19 protein-coding genes are annotated in these 18,750 nt (G+C 72.2%); 3 read left to right on the forward strand and 16 right to left on the reverse strand.

Translation table 11 applies throughout. The features are described from left to right. Nucleotides 1-167 precede the first annotated feature (167 nt). The 5 genes from IE108_RS11745 to IE108_RS11765 all read right to left on the reverse strand — a co-directional run bounded on the left by IE108_RS11745 (nucleotide 168) and on the right by IE108_RS11765 (nucleotide 4,297). The gene (locus IE108_RS11745; protein WP_064728143.1) at nucleotides 168-1,430 is read right to left on the reverse strand and encodes a tyrosine-type recombinase/integrase; all 1,263 of its coding nucleotides are present in this window, start codon (nucleotides 1,428-1,430) and stop codon (nucleotides 168-170) included. 72 nt (nucleotides 1,431-1,502) lie between these two features. After that, nucleotides 1,503-1,736 carry a helix-turn-helix domain-containing protein gene (locus IE108_RS11750; protein WP_064728144.1) on the reverse strand — a complete coding sequence of 78 codons (234 nt, stop codon included), beginning with the start codon at nucleotides 1,734-1,736 and terminating at the stop codon, nucleotides 1,503-1,505. A 178-nt stretch (nucleotides 1,737-1,914) separates the two neighbouring features. Next, the gene (locus IE108_RS11755) at nucleotides 1,915-3,054 is read right to left on the reverse strand and encodes a DUF3631 domain-containing protein (RefSeq protein WP_064728145.1); all 1,140 of its coding nucleotides are present in this window, start codon (nucleotides 3,052-3,054) and stop codon (nucleotides 1,915-1,917) included. Beyond that, a complete protein-coding gene (locus IE108_RS11760) occupies nucleotides 3,051-3,371 on the reverse strand; it encodes a hypothetical protein (RefSeq protein WP_229851772.1) in 321 nt (106 codons plus the stop codon). Before IE108_RS11760 ends, IE108_RS11755 begins: the two co-directional genes overlap by 4 nt. A 17-nt stretch (nucleotides 3,372-3,388) precedes the next feature. Then, a complete protein-coding gene (locus IE108_RS11765; RefSeq protein WP_189397623.1) occupies nucleotides 3,389-4,297 on the reverse strand; it encodes a bifunctional DNA primase/polymerase in 909 nt (302 codons plus the stop codon). A gap of 139 nt (nucleotides 4,298-4,436) precedes the next feature. Here IE108_RS11765 and IE108_RS11770 point away from each other — a divergent pair, with 139 nt between their 5' ends. Then, entirely contained in the window at nucleotides 4,437-5,447 is a 1,011-nt protein-coding gene (locus IE108_RS11770) for an SRA domain-containing endonuclease (RefSeq protein ID WP_064731788.1), read from the forward strand. Nucleotides 5,448-5,469: 22 nt separating this feature from the next. Here the strand turns inward: IE108_RS11770 and IE108_RS11775 are convergent, their stop codons facing one another. The 7 genes from IE108_RS11775 to IE108_RS11805 form a co-directional block, all read right to left on the reverse strand. Beyond that, nucleotides 5,470-5,778 (reverse strand): hypothetical protein, encoded by a 309-nt coding sequence (locus IE108_RS11775; RefSeq protein ID WP_064728146.1) that lies wholly within the window; start codon nucleotides 5,776-5,778, stop codon nucleotides 5,470-5,472. Between the two features lie 158 nt (nucleotides 5,779-5,936). After that, nucleotides 5,937-7,982, reverse strand: a complete 2,046-nt coding sequence (gene traB, locus IE108_RS11780) for a plasmid transfer protein TraB (protein ID WP_064728147.1) — start codon at nucleotides 7,980-7,982, stop codon at nucleotides 5,937-5,939. 14 nt (nucleotides 7,983-7,996) lie between these two features. Then, entirely contained in the window at nucleotides 7,997-8,536 is a 540-nt protein-coding gene (traA, locus tag IE108_RS11785) for a plasmid transfer protein TraA (protein WP_064728148.1), read from the reverse strand. Nucleotides 8,537-8,555: 19 nt separating this feature from the next. Beyond that, nucleotides 8,556-9,056, reverse strand: coding sequence for a hypothetical protein (locus IE108_RS11790; protein ID WP_064728149.1), 501 nt, complete (start codon nucleotides 9,054-9,056; stop codon nucleotides 8,556-8,558). Nucleotides 9,057-9,085: 29 nt separating this feature from the next. Beyond that, on the reverse strand, nucleotides 9,086-9,466 hold the full coding sequence (locus tag IE108_RS11795; protein ID WP_064728150.1) for an RRQRL motif-containing zinc-binding protein: 381 nt from the start codon (nucleotides 9,464-9,466) through the stop codon (nucleotides 9,086-9,088). Then, the gene (locus IE108_RS11800; RefSeq protein ID WP_064728151.1) at nucleotides 9,466-10,368 is read right to left on the reverse strand and encodes a DUF2637 domain-containing protein; all 903 of its coding nucleotides are present in this window, start codon (nucleotides 10,366-10,368) and stop codon (nucleotides 9,466-9,468) included. The genes IE108_RS11795 and IE108_RS11800 overlap by 1 nt, the downstream gene beginning before the upstream one ends. Then, nucleotides 10,365-10,634: a DUF6284 family protein gene (locus tag IE108_RS11805; RefSeq protein ID WP_064728152.1), complete on the reverse strand. Its 270-nt coding sequence runs from the start codon at nucleotides 10,632-10,634 to the stop codon at nucleotides 10,365-10,367. Before IE108_RS11805 ends, IE108_RS11800 begins: the two co-directional genes overlap by 4 nt. A 424-nt stretch (nucleotides 10,635-11,058) precedes the next feature. Here IE108_RS11805 and IE108_RS11810 point away from each other — a divergent pair, with 424 nt between their 5' ends. Further along, a complete protein-coding gene (locus IE108_RS11810) occupies nucleotides 11,059-11,862 on the forward strand; it encodes a GntR family transcriptional regulator (RefSeq protein ID WP_064728153.1) in 804 nt (267 codons plus the stop codon). Next, nucleotides 11,859-12,524: a YdcF family protein gene (locus IE108_RS11815; protein ID WP_064728154.1), complete on the forward strand. Its 666-nt coding sequence runs from the start codon at nucleotides 11,859-11,861 to the stop codon at nucleotides 12,522-12,524. The genes IE108_RS11810 and IE108_RS11815 overlap by 4 nt, the downstream gene beginning before the upstream one ends. 154 nt (nucleotides 12,525-12,678) lie before the next feature. Here IE108_RS11815 and IE108_RS11820 read toward each other — a convergent pair whose 3' ends face one another. From IE108_RS11820 to IE108_RS11835, 4 genes are all read right to left on the reverse strand, one after another. Further along, nucleotides 12,679-13,308: an SUKH-4 family immunity protein gene (locus IE108_RS11820; protein WP_064728155.1), complete on the reverse strand. Its 630-nt coding sequence runs from the start codon at nucleotides 13,306-13,308 to the stop codon at nucleotides 12,679-12,681. Nucleotides 13,309-13,470: 162 nt separating this feature from the next. After that, entirely contained in the window at nucleotides 13,471-15,789 is a 2,319-nt protein-coding gene (locus tag IE108_RS11825; protein ID WP_064728156.1) for a xanthine dehydrogenase family protein molybdopterin-binding subunit, read from the reverse strand. Beyond that, nucleotides 15,786-17,633: a 2Fe-2S iron-sulfur cluster-binding protein gene (locus tag IE108_RS11830; RefSeq protein WP_064728157.1), complete on the reverse strand. Its 1,848-nt coding sequence runs from the start codon at nucleotides 17,631-17,633 to the stop codon at nucleotides 15,786-15,788. Before IE108_RS11830 ends, IE108_RS11825 begins: the two co-directional genes overlap by 4 nt. Next, complete coding sequence (locus IE108_RS11835) at nucleotides 17,630-18,523, reverse strand: FAD binding domain-containing protein (RefSeq protein ID WP_064728158.1); 894 nt, start codon at nucleotides 18,521-18,523, stop codon at nucleotides 17,630-17,632. Before IE108_RS11835 ends, IE108_RS11830 begins: the two co-directional genes overlap by 4 nt. Nucleotides 18,524-18,750: the final 227 nt, after the last annotated feature.

Genomic DNA, 18,750 nt, shown 5'->3' on the forward strand with positions numbered 1-18,750 from the left:
GGCTTCTCCTTATGCGTCAGCGCCCCAGTGGGGGCGACAGCGACCTTTTTTTGTGTCAGCGCCCCAGTGGGGGCGACGGCGACGTACGTCAGCTCCCGAGATGCGGGAGACGGCGACTGACGATCAGGATATCGGGCAACTTGACTGCGTGCAGGTGGATTTGACCGTCACACTGAGCCCTCGCGGCCGTCGTCCGCCGACCTAAGCGCATCGGACTGCCAGATCAAGCCGTCTACCTGCCTCGCGACGTCGGCCCGCACGGCATCCACCATGTGCTGATACCGAGCTGCCATGGCGGTGGTAGACCACCCCATGAGGCCCATGACGGCCCGCTCGGGTACGCCGAGGATGAGCAGGACCGTGGCGGCCGTGTGACGGGCGTCATGCAGACGCCCGTCCCGGACATTTGCCTCTGCCAGTAGCGCCTTCCACTCGGCCCAGTCCCGACGGTGAGATGGACTACGGCCGGATTCGTCCGGGAACACCAGGCCGTTATCCTCCCAACGATTTCTGGCAGCTTCCCGCTCTGCCTCTTGCACTTCCAGATGAGCCCGCAATAGATCGACTAGCTGTTTCGGAAGGCCAACCGCGCGTCGGCCGGCACGCGACTTGGTGGTGGAGATCTCGGGGTTGGTGCGTCGGCGCTCCGGGCAGTAGCCGGCGGCCTTGCGTCCGCAGGGCTCCGCACACCCGTGGGCGTACTGCGGCCGGTGGCGACTGCGGCGGACTACGAGGAACCCACCGTCGAGGTCCACGTCCTCCCACTTCAGAGCCAGCGCCTCCCCTTGACGCAGTCCGAGGGCAAGGGCGACCGCCCACCGTGCGGAGTTACGGTGCTGTTCAGCGGCCTTCAGCAACCGCTGCACCTCTTGCACGCTGTAGGGCTCCACCTCGTACTCGCCCGTTTTGGGGGCTTTGGCAAGCAGTACCGGATTCTTGCCGAGGTGACCTCGCCGCACCGCCTCGTTGAGGGCGGTCCGGAAGGTGCGGTGCACCTGGTGGGCGGTCGCTGGCTTGCTGCCCGTGGCCTGCATCTTCGCGTAGAAGACTTCGATGTGTTCGGGCTTGAGCCTGTCGAGGCGGTGAGCACCCAGGCCGGGAATGAGGTGCTTCCGCACGGCGACCCGGTATCCGACCATCGTGTTGTCGTTGACCGCGAGGGCCGCCACGTGCTCAATCCAGTGCGTCAGCCACGCCTGAACCGTCCACGCCTTGCCGGGCTTACGCACCGTCTTGGCGTCCCTCTGCTTCTCCAGTTCACGGACAGCGGTCGTCACCTCGGCGCGGGTTTTCCGCTCGACATGCCGCCTGTCAGACCTGCCGTCGTCGCGTACGCCGACGGTGACACGACCGTGCCACTTGCCGTCTTTGCCCAGGTAGATGGATGAGCGGCCGTTGGGCTGTCGGGTGCGCTTCTTGTCTCCCGCCACGGGCGGACTCCTTTGGGTCGGGGTGAAACGACCGGGGCGCCATCAGTGGGGCGGCGCCCCGGTCGTGGGTGATCAGGCGGCGCGCTGCTGAGCGCGGCGGCGGGCGAGGTAGGCGGCGGGGGCGTCGGCGGGGACGCGTCGGAGTCCGCCGATGGTCAGGGACTCCAGGTCTCCGGTGCGGATGAGGGCGAAGCAGGTGGTGCGACCGATGCGGAGGCAGCGGGCGGCCTCTTCGACGGTCAGGAGAACGGGGGCCGGTTCATCGGCCTCAGCGCGCGGTGTGATCTCCACGGCAGTGGTGCTCATGGAAGGTCTCCTCTAGGACTGTCCTCGGGGGTCCCTCTGAGGGCCGCTACTTCCGCTACCGCCGCTACCGCGCAGGTCAGGGGCCTGTCGGAGGTAGCGGGAAGGGGTAGCGGTAGCGGATGGGTAGCGGGGCGGTAGCGGCAACCGGGGCCGGTTGCCGCTACCGCATCAGTGCTGGTCAGACCATGTTTTCGGTGCCCGGTAGCGGAGGTAGCGGACTTTCCGGGGGTGGGGGGCAGTAGCGGGCCCACGCGTCGGACAGATCGGCGGCGTAGTAGCCCTTCAGCACGCTCCCGGCGGTCTTGATGTTGCGGGAGGCGATGGGCTCGTTGTCCGTCGTCATGTACTCCGCGAGCATCTTGCCCAGGCGCCGGTTGTCGAGCGGCTTGCCGTGTAGGTCCGCCCACGGCGCATCGTCCAGGGCGTTCAGCCGGTCCAGGATGGCGACCGTGGGAAGCCGGTCGATGCCGACCATGACGTGATCGCGCAGGTCGGACAGCAGCCGGACACCCAAGCTGCCTTTGTCGTTGGCTTTGGACGCGGCGACCAGCGTCACGCACGCCTCCCGGGCCCGGACGGGCCAGTGGCCGCCGGCCGCGTCCGCGATGGCGAGCAGGGGCTCCCACACGTCCGCCGGCCGGTCGGTCACGCCGTCGGGCATCTCGGGCCACGCCCCCATCACGGAGTCGCGTGCCTGTTCGGTCCACTGTGCGAGCCGGTCACGGAGCTTGTGGCCCTCTGCTTCGTGGAGGCGGGCGCGGAAGGATTCCACGGTCTCGTTGCGGGCCCGGCGCCGCATCCGGATCACGACCGACCGCGTCATGATCGTGTCGGGCAGTGCCCCGAGTCCGGCGACCGCGACCGCGCAGTATGACGGGAAGGCTTGCACGGTCTGGTTGCCGCCGTCGCCGATGCACCGGTACGTGACCCCGGTGCGGCGGTGGCCGGCGTTGAGGAAGCCGCGCAGTTCCTCGTTGTCCCCTGCCTTCGGGCCGAAGATCGTGTCGATTTCATCGAAGAGGATCGTGGGCCGTCCGCTGGGGTTGGACACGGACCGGAACAGGGCGGCGGCGGACGCGTTGACCGCCGTCATGGGCTGGGGCACGAGGGTTTCCACGACCTCCAGCGCACGCGACTTCCCCGACCCCGGCTCGGGGGAGAGGAAGGCGAGCCGCGGTGTGGAGTCGAAGCAGTCGAGCAGGTGGGCGTGGGCGTCCCACAGCGCTACGGCCACGTAGGCGGCCTCGTGCGGGAAGACGTTGAACCGGCGGTGGAAAGCTTCCACCTCGCTGAGCAGCTCAGCGCCGTCGGCGGTCATGCGGCGTCCCTCCCTTCCGTGGTGGCGGTGTGCGGGCAGGCGCCCACGCGCACGCGTGCTTGCAGCTCGGTGACCGCGGCCTTGCCTCGGGCGCGTTCGTGGTGTCCGCAGGCACAGAGCCAGTCGGCGACCGGCACGCCACGGCTGCTGATCTGAAGGCCCGGGGTGATGCCGGTGACGGTGACGGGCTGCGGGTCAGAGCGAAGGGCGATGACGACGCCCTGTCGGGCGGCGCCTTTCGGCTCGCTCACGGCCACGGTGTCCACAGGCTGTGAGGCGGCGAGGGCGCCGTCCGGGGTACCGGCGATGCTGTTCAAGGGGAGGGGACGGGTGTTCACGCCGCCACCCCCGTGCGGGCTTGGTTGTGGGTGATGGACCAGTCCAGGGCGCTGCGCAGGGTGGTGCGGCACTCGGTCGCGGACAGTCCGGCCGACTCCCCCGCCCGTTGAAGAGGCATTTCCACCTCGTCCCGGGTGAGGTCGCCGGATGCGACGAACCGTCCCAGTGCCCGCGCGGCCCGCAGCAGCGTGGCGTTGCGCCGCCCCTCGGGTGCTGTCGTGACGGCGGCCGTCTCCCGGGCCAGGGCGGCATCGACGTACGGCCGATGGGCCCTGCCGGCGGGTACGACGGCGGGCCGGTTGACCGGGTGCGGCGGCACCAGAGCGTGCTTGAGCCAGTCGGGCAGGGGACGCAGCAGTGCGGGCCCCTGCACCTCGTAGCGGATGCCGTCGACCAGACTGCCGGCGGCGACCACGTAGCCGCCCCACGCGCGGGTGTCGACCAGCGGGGCGAGCGTCCCGGCGGTGTTGTGCAGCCGTACGGCGGCGGGGGCGGTGAAGTACAGGTGCTGTCCGCCGCTCGCGGTCCGCACGGTGCGGGTGCGGGGGACGGCCTGCCCGGTGCGCTCGCAGAGCGCCTTGAAGGTCGCCGCGCCGCAAGGCGCGTCCCCATTGCTCTTGTCCTTGGGCACGTCCAGGTCGACCACGAGCAGCCCGGAAGGGCCGGTGGCGATACCGACGTTGAATGGAGCCCTGGACCAGGCAGCCCGGATGCGGGCCGGGTCCGTCGTAGCCCGCTGCTCCCACTTGCGGTGCTCGTCCGCGCACGGCCCGGTACCGGGGCAGCGCTGCTCTCCGTGGAGAGCGGGCTGCTTGACCCCGGGGCGTAATGGGAAGACGTGCCAGCCGCGTTGGGCGGCGCTCAGCGCTGCGTGCAGCAGCGCAGATTGGGGGTCATGGGTCATGCTGGAGACCTCCACATGTCTGTTGTGGGCAGGTGGATAGGAGCGACCCGGTTTCATTGGCGTGAGCGGGTCGCTCCTGCTCGCCCGGGGAGCGGGTGAGCGTGGGGGATTGTCAGTGGTGGCCGCTAGATTCCGCGGCATGTCGAGTCTTGACCTTGCCCAGGGATCTCTCACCACGCGCGCGGAACTCGCTGCGGCGTACGGTGGTTCGCAGTACGGCGGCGGCATCGTGCCGGCCAACCAGTCGAAGAACATCTTCGTGTTCTCGGACCCGGCGGCCGGTAAGGAGCACGACTACACCTTCGACGGCCGCACAGACGACGACGACTTCGGTGTCCTGTACCTGTACACCGGCGCTGGTCAGGGCTCCGGGAATCAAGAGCTCACGGACCGCAACCGGTCCCTGTTGAACCACGTGCAGGCCGGTCGGGATGTGCATCTGTTCGTTGCCGACGGAACCGTGGGCGACACGGCCACGGTGCGGCAGCGGTATATCGGGCAGGTCATTGTCGACCCAGTGCAGCCTTACGAGGAGCGGTGGACGCAGGTCGGCGGCCAGCCCGGACGCCGGCTGTACGTCTTCCGCCTGCGGCCGGCGCCGGGCGTCACCCTGGCGTTGACCGATCACGACACGATGCAGACTGCCCCCACGACGGAGGCACTGCCGGTGCCGCCGGCCGTGGAGGGTGCCGCCGGCACGTCGGCGACCGCGGTGCCCACCGAGCAGCACGGCACGGACTCCACCACGGCGAACGTCACCGCCGGGGCGCGGACGGTGCTGCGTCGGGAAGGCAAGCTCGTCACCGCGTTCGAGGAGCATTTGGCGGCCCACGGGCACGTCGTGCACCGCTTTCAGATCCGTGTGACCGGTGAGCGTGGCGCCTTCCTCACGGACCCTTACGACGCGACCGACAACGTGCTTTACGAGGCCAAGGGAAAGGCCACCCGCGAGTACGTGCGGATGGCCATTGGCCAGTTGCTCGACTACCGGCGCCACATCGATGTGCCGGACGGGTTGCGCCTGGCGGTGCTGCTGCCACAGGAGCCCACCGCGGACCTGCGGTCGCTGCTGGAGGCAGAGGGCATTGCCCTGGTGACGCGGACCACGGACGGCTTTGCGGGCTTTCCACTTCCGCCGGCAACTGCCTGAACCTTGTCGGCGGCTCGCTCTGTCAGTGCTTGCCGCGGGCGAGTCGGAGGCTGATGCCGCCAACGCCGATGGGTCCGGCGGCGGCCCCGATGGCCGCGGCGGTGTGGGCGGCGAAGTCGAGCAGTGCAAGGAGCGCGGCCACGAGTCCGAACACGCCCATCACGCCGGCGCCGGCGACGGCGATCGGGAACAGGTAGTGCCGGAGCGGACGGCCGGTGCGGTCGGTGTGGTGAACGACGATGACGACGGGTGCGCCGGTGGTCTCGGCGCGTCGGTACGCGTCGGCGGGGATGTGCGGGGCGATGATCCCCGGCGGGTCGCTGTGGGTCATCAGAGCTCCCTCGGGTGTGCTGCGGGCCCGCACCACAGAGGTGGCGCGGGCCCGCGCGGGTGGAGTGTCAGACGGGTGTCACGGCCGGGTGTCAGGAGCGCGTGACAGCGCGTCTGCCTAGGGGTTTGACTGTCAGGCGGCCGTGACGGTGTCAGGCGTCAGGCGGCGGCCATCGTGGGGACGATGCGCCACCGGCCGGTCGTGTTCGTCGCCTGCAACCGGCCCTCCACGGCCGCTTCCTTGAGCCGGGCGGACACCCACGGGCGGGACAGGCTGTGCCGGTCGCACCAGTCGGTGAAGTCCTTCGGGCCCACGACCATCTGCCCGTCCTCCTCGAACTCGGCCAGCGCGGCGGCGAACAGCTCCCGGGCTTCCTCCGGCGTGGGCTTGCGGCCGGCCTCCTGCCCGAAGATCGGGGCGTCGTCCCCGTCCTCGGCCCCAGGCAGGTCCGCCTCCGGGTGGATACCGGCGTCCTCGGGGTCGACCAGCAGTCCGCCGTGGTGCATGTCGTCCTCCTCCGTGACGGCCCTCAGCGTCGCCGGCTGTGCGCCGTCGGGGGTGCGGCCGGTGTAGGCGGTGCCGGCGACGCTGAGGGCCGCGCCGGCGGTGACCGGGTCGGCGGTGGCGCCGTTGCGCTGGACCCAGGTGGCCAGCAGCTCCATCACCGGGACGGCCCGGTGGGTGAAGCGGCGGGTGCGGCCCGGGGACGGGTAGCGGTCCTCCGGGATGCCCGGGGAGACGACGTAGCAGTAACCGGGACGGCGGTTGCCCCACGCGCCGGGGTGGGCGCCCGCGGCCAGCACCTCATCCGGCAGGCAGAACCCCTCATCCCGCGGGTCACAGCCCAGCGCCACCACCGACGGCAGCGACGCCCGCGTGCTGGTGGACATCTGGTCGTAGGAGGGACGCTGAAGCGACACGATCAGCGAGATCCCCGCGGACCGGGCTTCCTGCGCGATGCCGGTGAACGCGTCGTCCCCCAGCGCCCGCAGTGTGTTGGCGGCTTCCTCGAACCAGGTGACCAGGAACGGCATCCCCGGGCAGCCGCACGACCGGCCGTCGGCGCGGCAGGAGTGCTCCGGGTCGTTCTGCGACTGCGCGGCGGCGGGTACCCACTGCCGGTAGCCGTGCGCCCCCAGCCAGCGGGTACGCGCCGGGATGACCTCCTGGACGGCGGCCACCATGACCTCCGTGTCCGCGCCACCCTCCGCAGCCCAGTCCAGACCGGGCCTGAGCGGCGCGAAGTCCTGGAACGCCTTGGGGTCGGAGAACCACACGACCACGTCCCGCCGGGACAGGACCTCCGTCAGCAGGTTCAGGGCCGTGTCGCCCTTGCCCGAGCCGGTGCCGCCGGCGACGAGGACGTGCGTGGAGTTGCGGCCCGCGTCCGGGTCACCGGGCAACCACACGATCAGCGGGGCGCCGTCGTCGTAGCGGCCGACGAGCAGCGGTTCCGCGATCGATCCGCCTAGGTTGGAGGGGCCTTCCCACTCGACGGTTTCGGCGAGCATGTCTTCCGGGACGATGACCAGGTCCCCGCGCCGGTTGGAGTCCGGGTCCGGGGTGTAGCGCACGGCGGAGGTCGGCAGGTCCAGGGCGGAGGCGAGGTTGCCGAGTGCCTTGGACATGTCGTCGTTGGTCTGCTCCCCGGGGGCGAGGGCGACCGGGGCGGTGACCCGGTTGGGCTCCACCTTCGCCGCCCCGATCTGCGCCCGCGCCAGCCCGACCTTCTCCAGCAGCCCCTTGTCCCCGCTCTCACCGGTGGCGTCGTTGCGGCGCATGACCATCCGCACGTTCCACGACAGCGCGAGCGCCGGCCCGCCCATCAGGTACAGGTCATCGACCGGCCCGGCAGTGGGACCGGCCAGGCACGCGGCGGTGACCCAGGCGGAGCCGGCGGCCACGGTGATGGCGGAGTGGAGGCGGCGCTGGGAGCTGGTGGCCTTGCCCGCCCACCACGTGACGCCGGTCAGGGCGACGGAGGCGAGGGTGAGGCCGACGCCGGCCGCGGAACTGTCGGACCACCGCCAGTTGCCCAGCGCCCCGGCCAGGCCGGCGCCGCCGACGGCGAGCCACGGGGGCAGGTGCGGCTTGGCCCGGTTCAGCAGGTACCCGCGGACGGAACCGCCGGTGGCCGTGTTCATGTCGTCGGACAGGGCGAGCGGGTACGCCCGGCCGCCCTGGTCATTCCATTTGCGTGCCATGGTCGTACCCCCTTCTACTGCTGGGCCCAGTTCATGACGGGCTGCTGCGGCTTGCGGGCACGGTGACGCACCCGCTGGATCTCCTCCTCGTACTCCTGCTGGAACACCGCGTAGCAGGCGGCGGCGTTCTTCGCCGCGTCCCGCAGCGCGTCCGCGGACCGCTGCATCTTCCGCGCGACCTTCGCGGCCCGCACCCGCGAGCCGAACGCCCGCCCGTCCGGGTCCGGGACCGCAGCCAGGACGCCCTTGAGGATCTCGGCACCCATCGCCACCTCGATCGAGAGGGTGACGGCGGCGGCCCGCAGGGTGTTGCAGTAGTTCCGCACCTGCGCCGGCGAGGTGAACTCCGGAGCCGGCAGCAGGGACTCGGCGTGCGAGCGTCCACCGCCGCCGCGGGCGCCGTTCTTGTTGTTGTTCACGGTGACGTTGACCGGGGGGACGAACGAGCCGCCCAGGGCGCCGACGAAACCGCCCGCGGCGGCGCCGGCGTTGGCGAACTTGTTGCCCTTGTTGGCGGCGCCGTTCGTGCCGCCGGTACGCGTCGAAGTTGCCATCAGACCGAATCTCCTCGGGTCAGTGGGTGCGGCGGACGATGAGCCAGGCGGACTGAGCCGCGATGAGGGTGAGCAGCCACCACAGCTCCAGCGCCCCGGCCAGCGGCCCGAACCCTGCGGCGGTGGCGAGCCAGGCGAGCGACGACGACGCGAGCGTGGCCAGGCCGATGCGCCAGGCCAGGACGGAGCCGTCGGCCGGGCGGCGGCGCTGCATCAGCAGCAGCCAGACCAGCGGGCCGGCCGCGGTGGGGGCGAGCAGTAGACCGGACCACCACGCGATGACGTGCAGCAGACCGGCCACCACGAGCGCCAGCACAGCGAGTCCGGTCGGGGCGAGGGCGCGGCGGGAGCGCCACAGCCAGCCCCCGACCACGGCGAGCGCCTCGCGGGTCAGGGAGGGGCGTTCGGGCACGACCACGACGAACGGGTCGGCGCCGCGCCGGCCACGCTGGCGGGGGATACGGACGGTGTGGACCCCGGCGGCCGTCTTGGCGCCGCGGGCACGGGTACGACTGGACACAGCAGACTCCAGGAAAGTCGGTGGGAGGTTCAGGCGGCGCGCTGTTCGTCGGCGGCCAGGCAGGGCCCGCAGATGCCGTGCCGGGTCGACAGGCAGTAGCTGTAGGTGATGCGGCAGGCGGGGCAGGTGCGGCGGGCGAGCATCGCCAGCGCGAGCGCACCCCACTTCCGCGAGGTCATCGGCCGTACCGGCTTGGCGAGGTCGACGCGGTAGAGGTAGGCCACCCGGTCGGTACCGGCACGGCGGTTGGTCCGCATGACCTGCGCCGTCACCTCCTGACCACCGGGCCGCAAGCCCAGGGCCCTAAGCTGCCGGCGCGTGGCCAGTCCGTCGGGGGCGTAGCGCCACGGGTAGGTGGGGATGCCGTGCCGGGCGCCGTGCGGGTCGTAGCACTTGCCGAACGCGCTCATCACCCGACCGCCTCAGCCGCCGTGGCCGCCCGTTCGGCGAGCAGCGTGTCCCGCAGCATTCGCGCGTTCACCGGCGACGTGCGCACTGCGCGGCGGATGCCCTCGGCAGTCACCTTCGCGTCCGGCCAATCGGCCGTCGCCGTCCGCGCTTCGGCGAGCAACTGTTCCGGGGTGCGCTTGGGCCGGGTCGACTTCGCCGCCGCCGGAACACGGCCGGTAGCGCGGCGCGGCCGAGTCGATTCCGCTGCCACCGCGCGCCGCTCGATCAGCTTGGCCGGGGCCGGTGCGATCGAGGGGAGCAGCTTGGTCGGGGGTGTCGACTTCAGGAAGCCGACGGCCACCGGTCGGGGCAACGCCGTCGCGTTCGGCGTGACCGGCGCCTGGGTCGATTCCGCCGGGTCAACCGTAGACCGTTTCGATGCGGTCTCGGTCGATTCCTCCGCATTCACGGGTGCGGTCGAGATCGGGGCGGGGCGGTGGTGGAGCACCTTGGCGACCAGGTCGGAACCGAAGTAGATCGACCCGACCGGCAACGACGTGGCGAGCAGGACCAGCGCCCAGTTCGCCGGGTCCCAGTCGGCCAGCCGCCCCCAGTCGACCGTTCGGCCGTGCAGCTCCGGGACCAGCCCGTGAACGTAGTTGAGGACCAGGGAAGCGGCGGTGTAGGCGCCCAGGACCCGCAGCGCGAACGTGCGGTCGCGGTCGGCGAGTACCAGGGTGGCGACCAGGGCGAGCGCCATGAGGCCGTCGACCACGAACGGGTACAGTGTCGCCGCCGTCTCATCCGCGCCGACCGCGCCGGCGATATCCCGCAGCGCGTTCCACGAGACCCGGAACGCCATACCGACCACGGCGACCAGCGCCAGCACCAGGGCCGCCCGCCCCTTGCCGCGCAGCCTCATGCCGCACCGCCCGGCAGGCTCACGGCGGCCGTGCGGTTGGCCAGCTCCCGGCGGGCGGCCAGCACCCGGTTCCGGGCCCGGCGGATGCGCCGCTTGTCGACCTCGTTCGGCGTACGGTCGAGGGCGATGATCTGCGCGTCGACCAGGTCGACGCCCGCCAGGATCACGGGCATCTCCTGCTCGATCGCGTCCAGCTCCGCCTTCGTCGGCTCCATGGAATCGGGGAAGGCGGTAACAGCGTCCTGAACAGTGACGATGTGGCTCATGGGTCATGGTTCCTTCCAGAGAGGAACGGCCCGAACGCGGCTCCCGGGTGGCACCCCGGGAGCCGCTTGCCGTTGGAGTCGGTTCCGGCTCCCCTCAGCGCTCCACGTACAAGACGTGCAGCGGAGGCAACCGGCCCGCAGCAGACGAGCGGCGGAGAGGTCGAACGCGGCGTTGCCGCGCGGTCCGCCTTTTCGACTCGGGGAGACGGGGCCCACCTATGCAGTTCTCAAAGAACGACCAGCGCGGGGCCCCAACTGCACGGACAATCCCGAACCGACCAGCCGTCGAAGGAAGCCCAAAGAAGCACCTCCTCTTGCTGTCCTAGGACTGCAAGCGGCCTGAAATGAGAATGCACCGCAGTCCTAGGACTGTCAACTGTCCTAGGACTGTGTGTTTCACTGGGTCTGTCGAGAGGAGTCCGGCGTGGCATCGAAGACGCCAAAGTGGCGGGAACTGGCCGATCGGTTCGCCGAGCAGATCAAGAACGGCGACCCCGCACCCGGCAAGCAGCTCCCGCAGATCAGGGACCTCGTGGACGCGGGAGAGGGGTCTAAGGCGACTGTCCACCGCGCCTACAAGGCCTTGGAAGCCGAAGGTCTAGTCACGATGACCCGTGGCCATGGCACAGTCGTGCGTCAGAAGACGCCGCTAAAGCGGCTGGGTATCGCGCGATACGACAAGGCCAAATGGAGAGACGGCGATGAGGTCGCGTTCATCGCCGACCGGGTGGCGTCCGGCCGTGCGTACCAGCGGAACGAGCAGACTCAGACCGTCAGCCGCGTGAAGGCGCCGGCGGCCGTAGCCGCAGCCCACGGCTTGACGGAAGGGGACGAGGTCTACGCTCGCGCCCGCCTAGTGAAGGAGGGCACGCAGCCGACGCACACCCTGACCAGCTACTACCGGCCGGAACACGTCGAAGGAACTCGTATCGTCGACCCGACTCCGGGCCCCGCCGGGCGAGGTGGTGGCTTTCGCGTCCTGTATGACGCAGGTTACGAAATCGACCACATGCGGGAAGAAATCTTCGCCCGGGTGCCCACGGCGGAAGAGGCTCAGCTACTCCAGCTCGCTCCCGGCGAGTGGGTGGTGGAACTTCACCGCACCACGTACACCGCAGACGGGACCGTCGTTGAGTTCGCCGTCGGAGTACACGCGGCCACTCGGTTCGCGTGGGCGTACGACTTCAAGGTGCCCGACTCAGCGAAGACGGAGGATGAGAGCAAGTGATTTCCGCTCAGGTGTGGGCTGACGCTCAGCAACTCTGGGACTTTCAGCAGATGCAGCATGAGCTGCGCCCCTGTTCTGTGGCCATCGGCCTCGGCAGTCACGATCTCGGGGTGGCCGACACCACAGCGGAACTCTTCCACCGCGGCATGGCGCCTCTCATCGTCTTCACCGGCGCGACCAGCCGCACGACACGGGAGCGCATGCCCCGGGGCGAGGCAGAGCACTACTGCGAGCGGGCGATAGAGCTGGGGGTCCCCAGCGCGGCCATCCTTGTGGAGCCGAGGGCACGGAACACGGGCGAGAACATCCAGTTCTCACGGGCACTCCTGGAAGGCCAGCAGGTGACTGTCTCATCCGCCCTCTTGGTCAGCAAGCCTTACGAGGAACGGCGCGCCTACGCAACGGCGCGCAAGCTGTGGCCAGAGGTTGAGTGGGTGAGCGCGTCCACCTCTTCGACACTTCGCGACTACATCGACTCGATCGGCGACGAGCGCCTTGTGGTCGACATGCTGGTTGGCACTCAGCAGCGGCTCATGCTCTACCCCCAACAGGGGTTCATGATCGAGCAGGAGATCCCGAACGACATCGAAGCAGCGTACGCACGTCTCCGCGACGCCGGTTTCACGAGCCGACTCGTACCGGAGACCTTGCAACGACCCTGATCAGACTGGGCCCTGCAGTCTCAGTTTCCGTCTCATTCATTCCAGTCCGACCTCGTTCACGCGGGTACGCAGCCTGATCGGGAACGCTGCGGTGAACGAGGTTGAACGACTCCGAACGCAGCCATAACCAGCCAGGACAAACCTGCAAAGCGAGTTACGTGGGTTCGAATCCCGCCACGGCCTCCACGGCTGCCGTGCGGTGCAGCAGCCAGACGCTGAAGACGAGGGTCGAGACGTCCGGGGTGAGCGGGCGTGGGGACGGGTCGGCCGGGTGCCAGGTCGAGACCCCGCCCGTGGCGCCGTCGACCACCACGTCCGCGCCGTCGCAGAGCCGGCCCAGGCGGACGAGGTGGGCGGGGGCGTCCGGGACGTGTGGGCCGTAGTGCTCCGCGAGGGTCGGCAGGGCCAGTCCGTCGGTGTCCGCCGAGAGCGGGAAGGCGTCCTCCGGCAGGCCGGTCTCCCGCAGGAAGCGGCGGGTTGGCTCGTGGGTAAGGGACGGCGGGAAGTCGATGTCCTCGAAGCGGGCGACCCGGCCCCGGCCGAACTCGCGGGTCAGCAGCCGGTGGGGCAGGTCCAGGGCGAGGCCGGAGGCGGTGTGCCGGCCCGCCGTCAGGAGCAGGCAGCCGATCACCGCCGCGGACGTCCAGAACAGCGGCGTCTCGCGCCCCGGCGGCACCGGGCAGCGGGACGGCTCCCGGGCCGAGGCCGTGGCGAGGCGGGCCAGGGTCAGCAGGGACGGCACGGGCGGCGGTGCCTTCGTCGTCTTCGTCGTGACCGCGTGCATCGTCTCCCCCGAGGCGCTTGGGTGCGGTGGGAGCGGCAGTCGTCCCCACCGCTTCGCAGCCTAGGGCCTGCCACTGACAACGCCCCGCCGCACGGGACCCGGCGGTCCCGTGGGGTAGGACGCGTCCCCCGCCGCGCGCGTTGCCTCCGGGGGCCGGGGAGGTCAGCCGGCCGTGACCACCGCGGCCTGGGGCCGGATCGGCAGCCGGTTGACCGGGCGGCCCGTGGCCGCGCGCACGGCGGACGCGACGGCCGCCGGGGAGGCCACCACCGGCACCGCGCTGACCGCCTTGGCGCCGAAGGGGGCGACCACGTCGCGTTCCTCGACGAGCTTCACGATCCTGATGTCGGGGGTGTCCAGCGCGGTCGGCAGGGCGTAGCCGGTCAGGTCGGGGTGGCGGATCAGGCCGCGCGGGGTGCGCAGGTTCTCGGTGAGCGCGATGCCCACGCCCTGCGTGACACCGGCCTCGATCCGCGCGGTCAGCTGGGCGGGGTTGAGCACCCGGCCGACGTCCTGCGCCACGGCCAGCTCCACCACCCGCACCGAGCCGATCTCGATGTCGACGTCGACCACCGCGCGGATCGCGCAGAAGGCCATGCCGACGAACGCGTCGCCCTGGCCGGTCCCGTCCAGCGGTTCGGTGGGGTGCGGGCGGCACTGGGCGGTGGCCCACAGCTCCTTGCCGTCCAGCGCCTCGGCGACGGTGGTCGACAGCACGCCGTCGTACGAGGTGATCTTGCCGTCGGCGATCTGGAGCAGCTCGGTCGACATCCCGAACTGGTGCGCCAGCGGCTGGAGGAGCTGGGTGCGGACCATCTTCGCGGCCCGTTCCACCGCGCCGCCCGACACCCAGGTGTGGCGGCCGCGGCAGCCCGGGCCGGCCGGCGGCTGGTCGGTGTCGACGGGCGCCACCTGCACCTCGTCGACGCCGAGGGTGTCCTGCACGATCTGCCGGGCTAGCGTGGTGAAGCCCTGGCCGGTCTCGACGGCCGCGCACAGCACGGTAGCCACGCCGTCCTGGACCTTCACGGTGGCGGTGGAGACCTCGTCCGCGCCCTCGGCGCCGAGCATGTGCACCATGCCGATGCCGTAGCCCACGCCCCGCCGCACCGCGCCCGGTTCGCCGGCGCCCTCGGGGCCGCCGGGCAGCAGCCACTCGTCCTCGGGGGTGTCCTTGGGCAGGGCGGGCAGCGGGAAGTCCCGCACGGCCTGGAGGAGTTCGGCGACCGGGGCGGGGCAGGTGACGGTCTGGCCGGTGGGGAGCACGTCCCCGGTGGCCAGCACGTTGCGCAGCCGCACCTCGGCCGGGTCCAGGCCCAGCTTCTTGGCGATCTTGTCCATCTGCGCCTCGTAGGCGGCGCACACCTGCATGGCGCCCTCGCCGCGCACGTGCCCGGAGGGCGGGTTGTTGGTGCGCACGGCCCAGCCCTCGATGAAGGCGTTCGGGACGACGTACGGCCCGCAGGCGAAGGCCACCGCGGCGGCCAGCGCGTCCGACGAGGTGTCGGCGTAGGCGCCCGCGTCGAGCAGGATCTGCGCCTCGACCTTCACCACCCGGCCCTCGGCGTCGGCGTGGTGGCGGTAGCGCAGGAGGGTGGGGTGCCGGTGGGCGTGGCCGAGGAAGGACTCCTCGCGCGTGGCGGTGAGCTTCACCGGGCAGCCGGTCCTGAGCGCGAGGAGCCCGAGGGGCAGTTGGAAGCCCTGGTCCTCGCGGTCGGCGGTGGCGCCCGGCACGCCGGTGACGACGATCTTCACCTGTTCCGGGGTCAGGCCGTAGCACTCCGCGGCCGCGTCCCGGTCGCCGTGCGGGTCGGTGGAGGCCAGGTACAGCTCCACGCCGCCGTCGGGGCGCGGCACGGCCAGGCCGGCCTCGGCCCCTATGGGCGCGGGGTCCTGGCGGCCGATGCGGTACAGGCCCTCGACGACGATCTCGCCGGCCGCGTCGGGGTCGCCGTGGTGCAGCGGGATGTGCCGGATCAGGTTGCCGTCGGGGTGCAGCGGCTCGGCCTCGAAGGCCTGCTCGGGGTCGATCACCGGGTCGAGCACCTCGTACTCGACGATGACGGCGGCGGCGGCCATCCGCGCGGTGTCGGGGTGGTCGGCGGCGACGGCGGCGAGGGGCTCTCCGTGGTGGCGTACGACGTCGGAGGCGAAGACCGGGCGGTCGGCGCGGCCGCGTCCGTGCAGCGCGGCGCCGGGCACGTCCTCGTGGGTGACGACGGCGCGGACGCCGGGCATCTCGCGCGCGTGGGTGGTGTCGATGGACACGATGCGCGCGTGCGGGTGCGGTGAGCGCAGGACGGCCGCCCACAGCAGTCCCTCGGCCCACAGGTCGGCGGCGTACGGGAAGGTGCCCTCGGTCTTGGCGCGCGCGTCGGCGGGCGGCAGGGACGCGCCGAGGCCGTGCGGGATGGGCTCGGCGACGGGGGGCGGCGCCTCGGCGGTTCCCGCGGCCTCCGCAGTCGCGGCGTCGTTGCTCACGCGTGGCCTCCGTCCTGGCCGTGGTTCCGGTCGTACGGGTGGCCGTCCTGGGGGCGGCCGCCGTAGGGCTGGTCGTGCGGTGGCGGGGCGTCGGGCGCGCCGGGCGGTGGCTCGAAGGCCGACGCGTTGACGCCGCCGGCGCCGGGGCCGGCCTGGTGCGGGATGCGGGGTTCGTCGCCGTCCGCGCCGGTGTGCGCGTCGGCGTGCGCCTCGCGCTCGGCGACGACCTCCTGGACCGCCTCCAGGACACCGCGGTACCCGGAGCAGCGGCACAGGTTGCCGCACAGCGCCTGGCGGGCCTCCAGGTCGGTGGGCGCCGGGTTGCCCTCCAGGAGGTTGTGCACGGTCATCGCCATGCCGGGCACGCAGAAGCCGCACTGCACCGCGCCGCGCCGGGCGAGCGCCCGCTGCACGTCCGACGGCTGCCCGTCGGCGGCCAGACCCTCGACCGTCCGCACCTCGCTGCCGGCGGAGGTGACGGCCGGGACCAGGCAGGAGGCGACGAGCCGTCCGTCGACCTGCACGTTGCAGGCGCCGCACTCGCCCTGCGAGCAGCCGTCCTTGGCGCCCGCGAGGCCGAGCCGCTCCCGCAGCACGTAGAGCAGCGACTCGCCGATCCAGGCGTCGGTGACGGGCCGGTCGGTGCCGTTGACCCGCAGCACGTAGGAGGCGAGGGGGTGTTCCTCGTGCGCGGCGGCGGGGGCGTGCTCGCCGTCGGCGGGCGGGGCGGGCTGCACGCCCGCGGGTGCGTCCGTCTCCGCGTCGGCGGGGGCGTCGGTGTGCGCCTCGCCGGCGGTCTCGGCGTTCTCGGCGTTCTCGGCGTTCTCGGCGTTCTCGGCGTTCTCCGCGGCCTCGGCTCCCTCGGCCGGGACGGCGGGGTCGGCCGGATCGTCGGCGACGACCGCGGCCGGACCCCGTACGGGCTCCTCCGCGGCCTCCGGGCCCGATTCCGCGCCCTCGTCCTCGGCCGGGTCCGCCGGGCGCTCCACGGGGCCCTCAGGGGCCTCGTCGGTGCCACGGGGGCCGTCGGCCGCCGGGTGGTGCGCCGCCGGCGCCTCGGGACCGGCGTCGGCCGCGGGTGCGTTGGCGTAGGGATCGGCGGGGTGTCCGGGGGTGCGCGGTCCGTCGGCGTCCGGCCCGGCTCCGGGGCCGTGGTCGCCCCACGGCTGTGCGGCGGGCTGGGTCGCCCAGGGCGCGGTGGCACCGCCGGGCAGGGTGGCCGGGGCGCCGGTGCCCCACTGCTCGGCCAGGGCGGAGGCGGTGAACTCGCCCGACTCGTCCGGCAGGTCCCCGCCGGCGACGGGGATGGACCACTGTCCGGTCACGTCCTGGCCGGAGCCCGGTTCCGCCTCCTCGGGCGGCGCGGCCTCGGAGAAGTCCCACTGGCCGGTGGCGCCGGGGCGGTAGGTGAACCCCTCGCCCTCGCCCTGCCCGGCGTGCGCGTCGTACGGCGTGGCGCCGCCGTAGGGGTCGTGCTGGGGCGGGTAGCCGCCGTATCCCTGCTGGGCGGCGTGCTCGTGCCCGCCGTCCGGCAGATGCCACTGGGTGCCGTCCACGGGGGCGGTCGGCATCGTCCAGGAGCCGGTGGCGGCCGGGTCCGTTCCGGCGGCGGGGGTGACCGTGATCTGCGGCGGCACGTAGCCGTGTCCGGGCGCGGCGAGCGGGGTGTCGGAGGAGGCGAAGAGCGCGTCCACGCCGCCCTCGGGGAGCTTCACGAAGGCGGTGGCGCCGTCGTCGTAGTCGCCCTGGGGCAGCGGGTCCCAGCGTCCGCCGCTCGGGGGCCCGGCCTCCCCGTGCCCGTCGTGCCGGTCGCCGTGCCGGTCGCCGTGCTGGTCGTCGGTCACGTCAGCGCCCTCCCCAGTGCTCGTCGGGCCAGCGCGGCGACGGTGCGCCGCAGGTGCAGTACGGCGGGCGGGAGCTGCGCCACGGAGCCGTCCTCGGCCGGGGCCGGGTCGGGGATGCAGGCGGCGGCGACGTACTCGCCGAAGCCGTGCAGCGCCTCCGGGACGATCGCGCGGCCGTTGTCCCAGTCGATGAGCGAGGCCACCCACTGCTCGGCCTCCAGCGGCCGCAGCGGCATCGGCGCGATGGCGCCCACGGCACAGCGCACCCCGCGCCGGGCGGGGTCGAGGACCAGCGCGACGGAGGCCGTGGCGCGGCCCGGGCCGGTGCGGCCGGTCGCCTTCAGGAAGACCTGCGGCGCGTGCAGCAGCGGCATGCGCACGTAGCCGATCAGCTCGCCCGCGCGGAGCATCTCCATGCCGGCCAGCAGGTGCGAGACCGGCATCTCCCGGCGGGCCCCGTCCGGGCCCGCGATGATCAGCGTGGCCTCCAGGGCGGCCAGCACCGGCAGCGCGTCCCCGGTGGGGGCGGCGGAGGCGATGTTGCCGCCCAGGGTGCCGGCGTTGCGGATCTGCGGCGGTCCGGCGGCCCGCGCGGCGGCGGCCAGCGCCGGGATGAGCGCGGCGAAGTCGGGGCGGCCCATGCGGGCGTGGGTGAGGCCCGCGCCGAGCAGCGCGTGGCCGTCCTGGTACTGCCAGCCGCGGATCTCGCTGATCCGGCCGAGGCCCACCAGCGCGGCGGGCCTGAGCTGGCCGGAGTTGACCGCGGCCATCAGGTCGGTGCCGCCCGCGACGGGGACGGCGGCGGGCATGGCGGCCAGTGCCGCCACGGCCTCGTCCAGAGTCGTGGGCAGCGTGACGGCCTGCGCCGCCTGCGGTGCGTGCGTGGTCAAACCGACTGCCCCTTCCCGCTGTCCCACCTGGTCCCGCCCATGTGGCCGTACGGTACGACCTGACAGGGCGGACGTGGCAACTCTGGCACATCTTTGCAGGGGCCGAACGCAGGGGTCCGCTAGGAGGCATTCGCCCGACTCGTCCACAAGACAGCGGGTATACCTGGGGATCGCCGGTGATCGGACCTACGCGCGATGCGCGCGAGTTGCCACTCTCAGGTGACGTT

This window comes from Streptomyces parvulus (genome assembly GCF_014648855.1).
GTDB lineage: Bacteria > Actinomycetota > Actinomycetes > Streptomycetales > Streptomycetaceae > Streptomyces > Streptomyces parvulus.

Bases quoted from the DNA above. Each gene is read 5' to 3' on its own strand.
- IE108_RS11750 (WP_064728144.1), bottom strand. From the start codon at position 1,736: ATGAGCACCACTGCCGTGGAGATCACACCGCGCGCTGAGGCCGATGAA.
- IE108_RS11755 (WP_064728145.1), bottom strand. From the start codon at position 3,054: ATGACCGCCGACGGCGCTGAGCTGCTCAGCGAGGTGGAAGCTTTCCAC.
- IE108_RS11765 (WP_189397623.1), bottom strand. From the start codon at position 4,297: ATGACCCATGACCCCCAATCTGCGCTGCTGCACGCAGCGCTGAGCGCC.
- IE108_RS11770 (WP_064731788.1), top strand. From the start codon at position 4,437: ATGTCGAGTCTTGACCTTGCCCAGGGATCTCTCACCACGCGCGCGGAA.
- IE108_RS11775 (WP_064728146.1), bottom strand. From the start codon at position 5,778: ATGACCCACAGCGACCCGCCGGGGATCATCGCCCCGCACATCCCCGCC.
- traB (WP_064728147.1), bottom strand. From the start codon at position 7,982: ATGGCACGCAAATGGAATGACCAGGGCGGCCGGGCGTACCCGCTCGCC.
- traA (WP_064728148.1), bottom strand. From the start codon at position 8,536: ATGGCAACTTCGACGCGTACCGGCGGCACGAACGGCGCCGCCAACAAG.
- IE108_RS11795 (WP_064728150.1), bottom strand. From the start codon at position 9,466: ATGAGCGCGTTCGGCAAGTGCTACGACCCGCACGGCGCCCGGCACGGC.
- IE108_RS11800 (WP_064728151.1), bottom strand. From the start codon at position 10,368: ATGAGGCTGCGCGGCAAGGGGCGGGCGGCCCTGGTGCTGGCGCTGGTC.
- IE108_RS11805 (WP_064728152.1), bottom strand. From the start codon at position 10,634: ATGAGCCACATCGTCACTGTTCAGGACGCTGTTACCGCCTTCCCCGAT.
- IE108_RS11820 (WP_064728155.1), bottom strand. From the start codon at position 13,308: ATGCACGCGGTCACGACGAAGACGACGAAGGCACCGCCGCCCGTGCCG.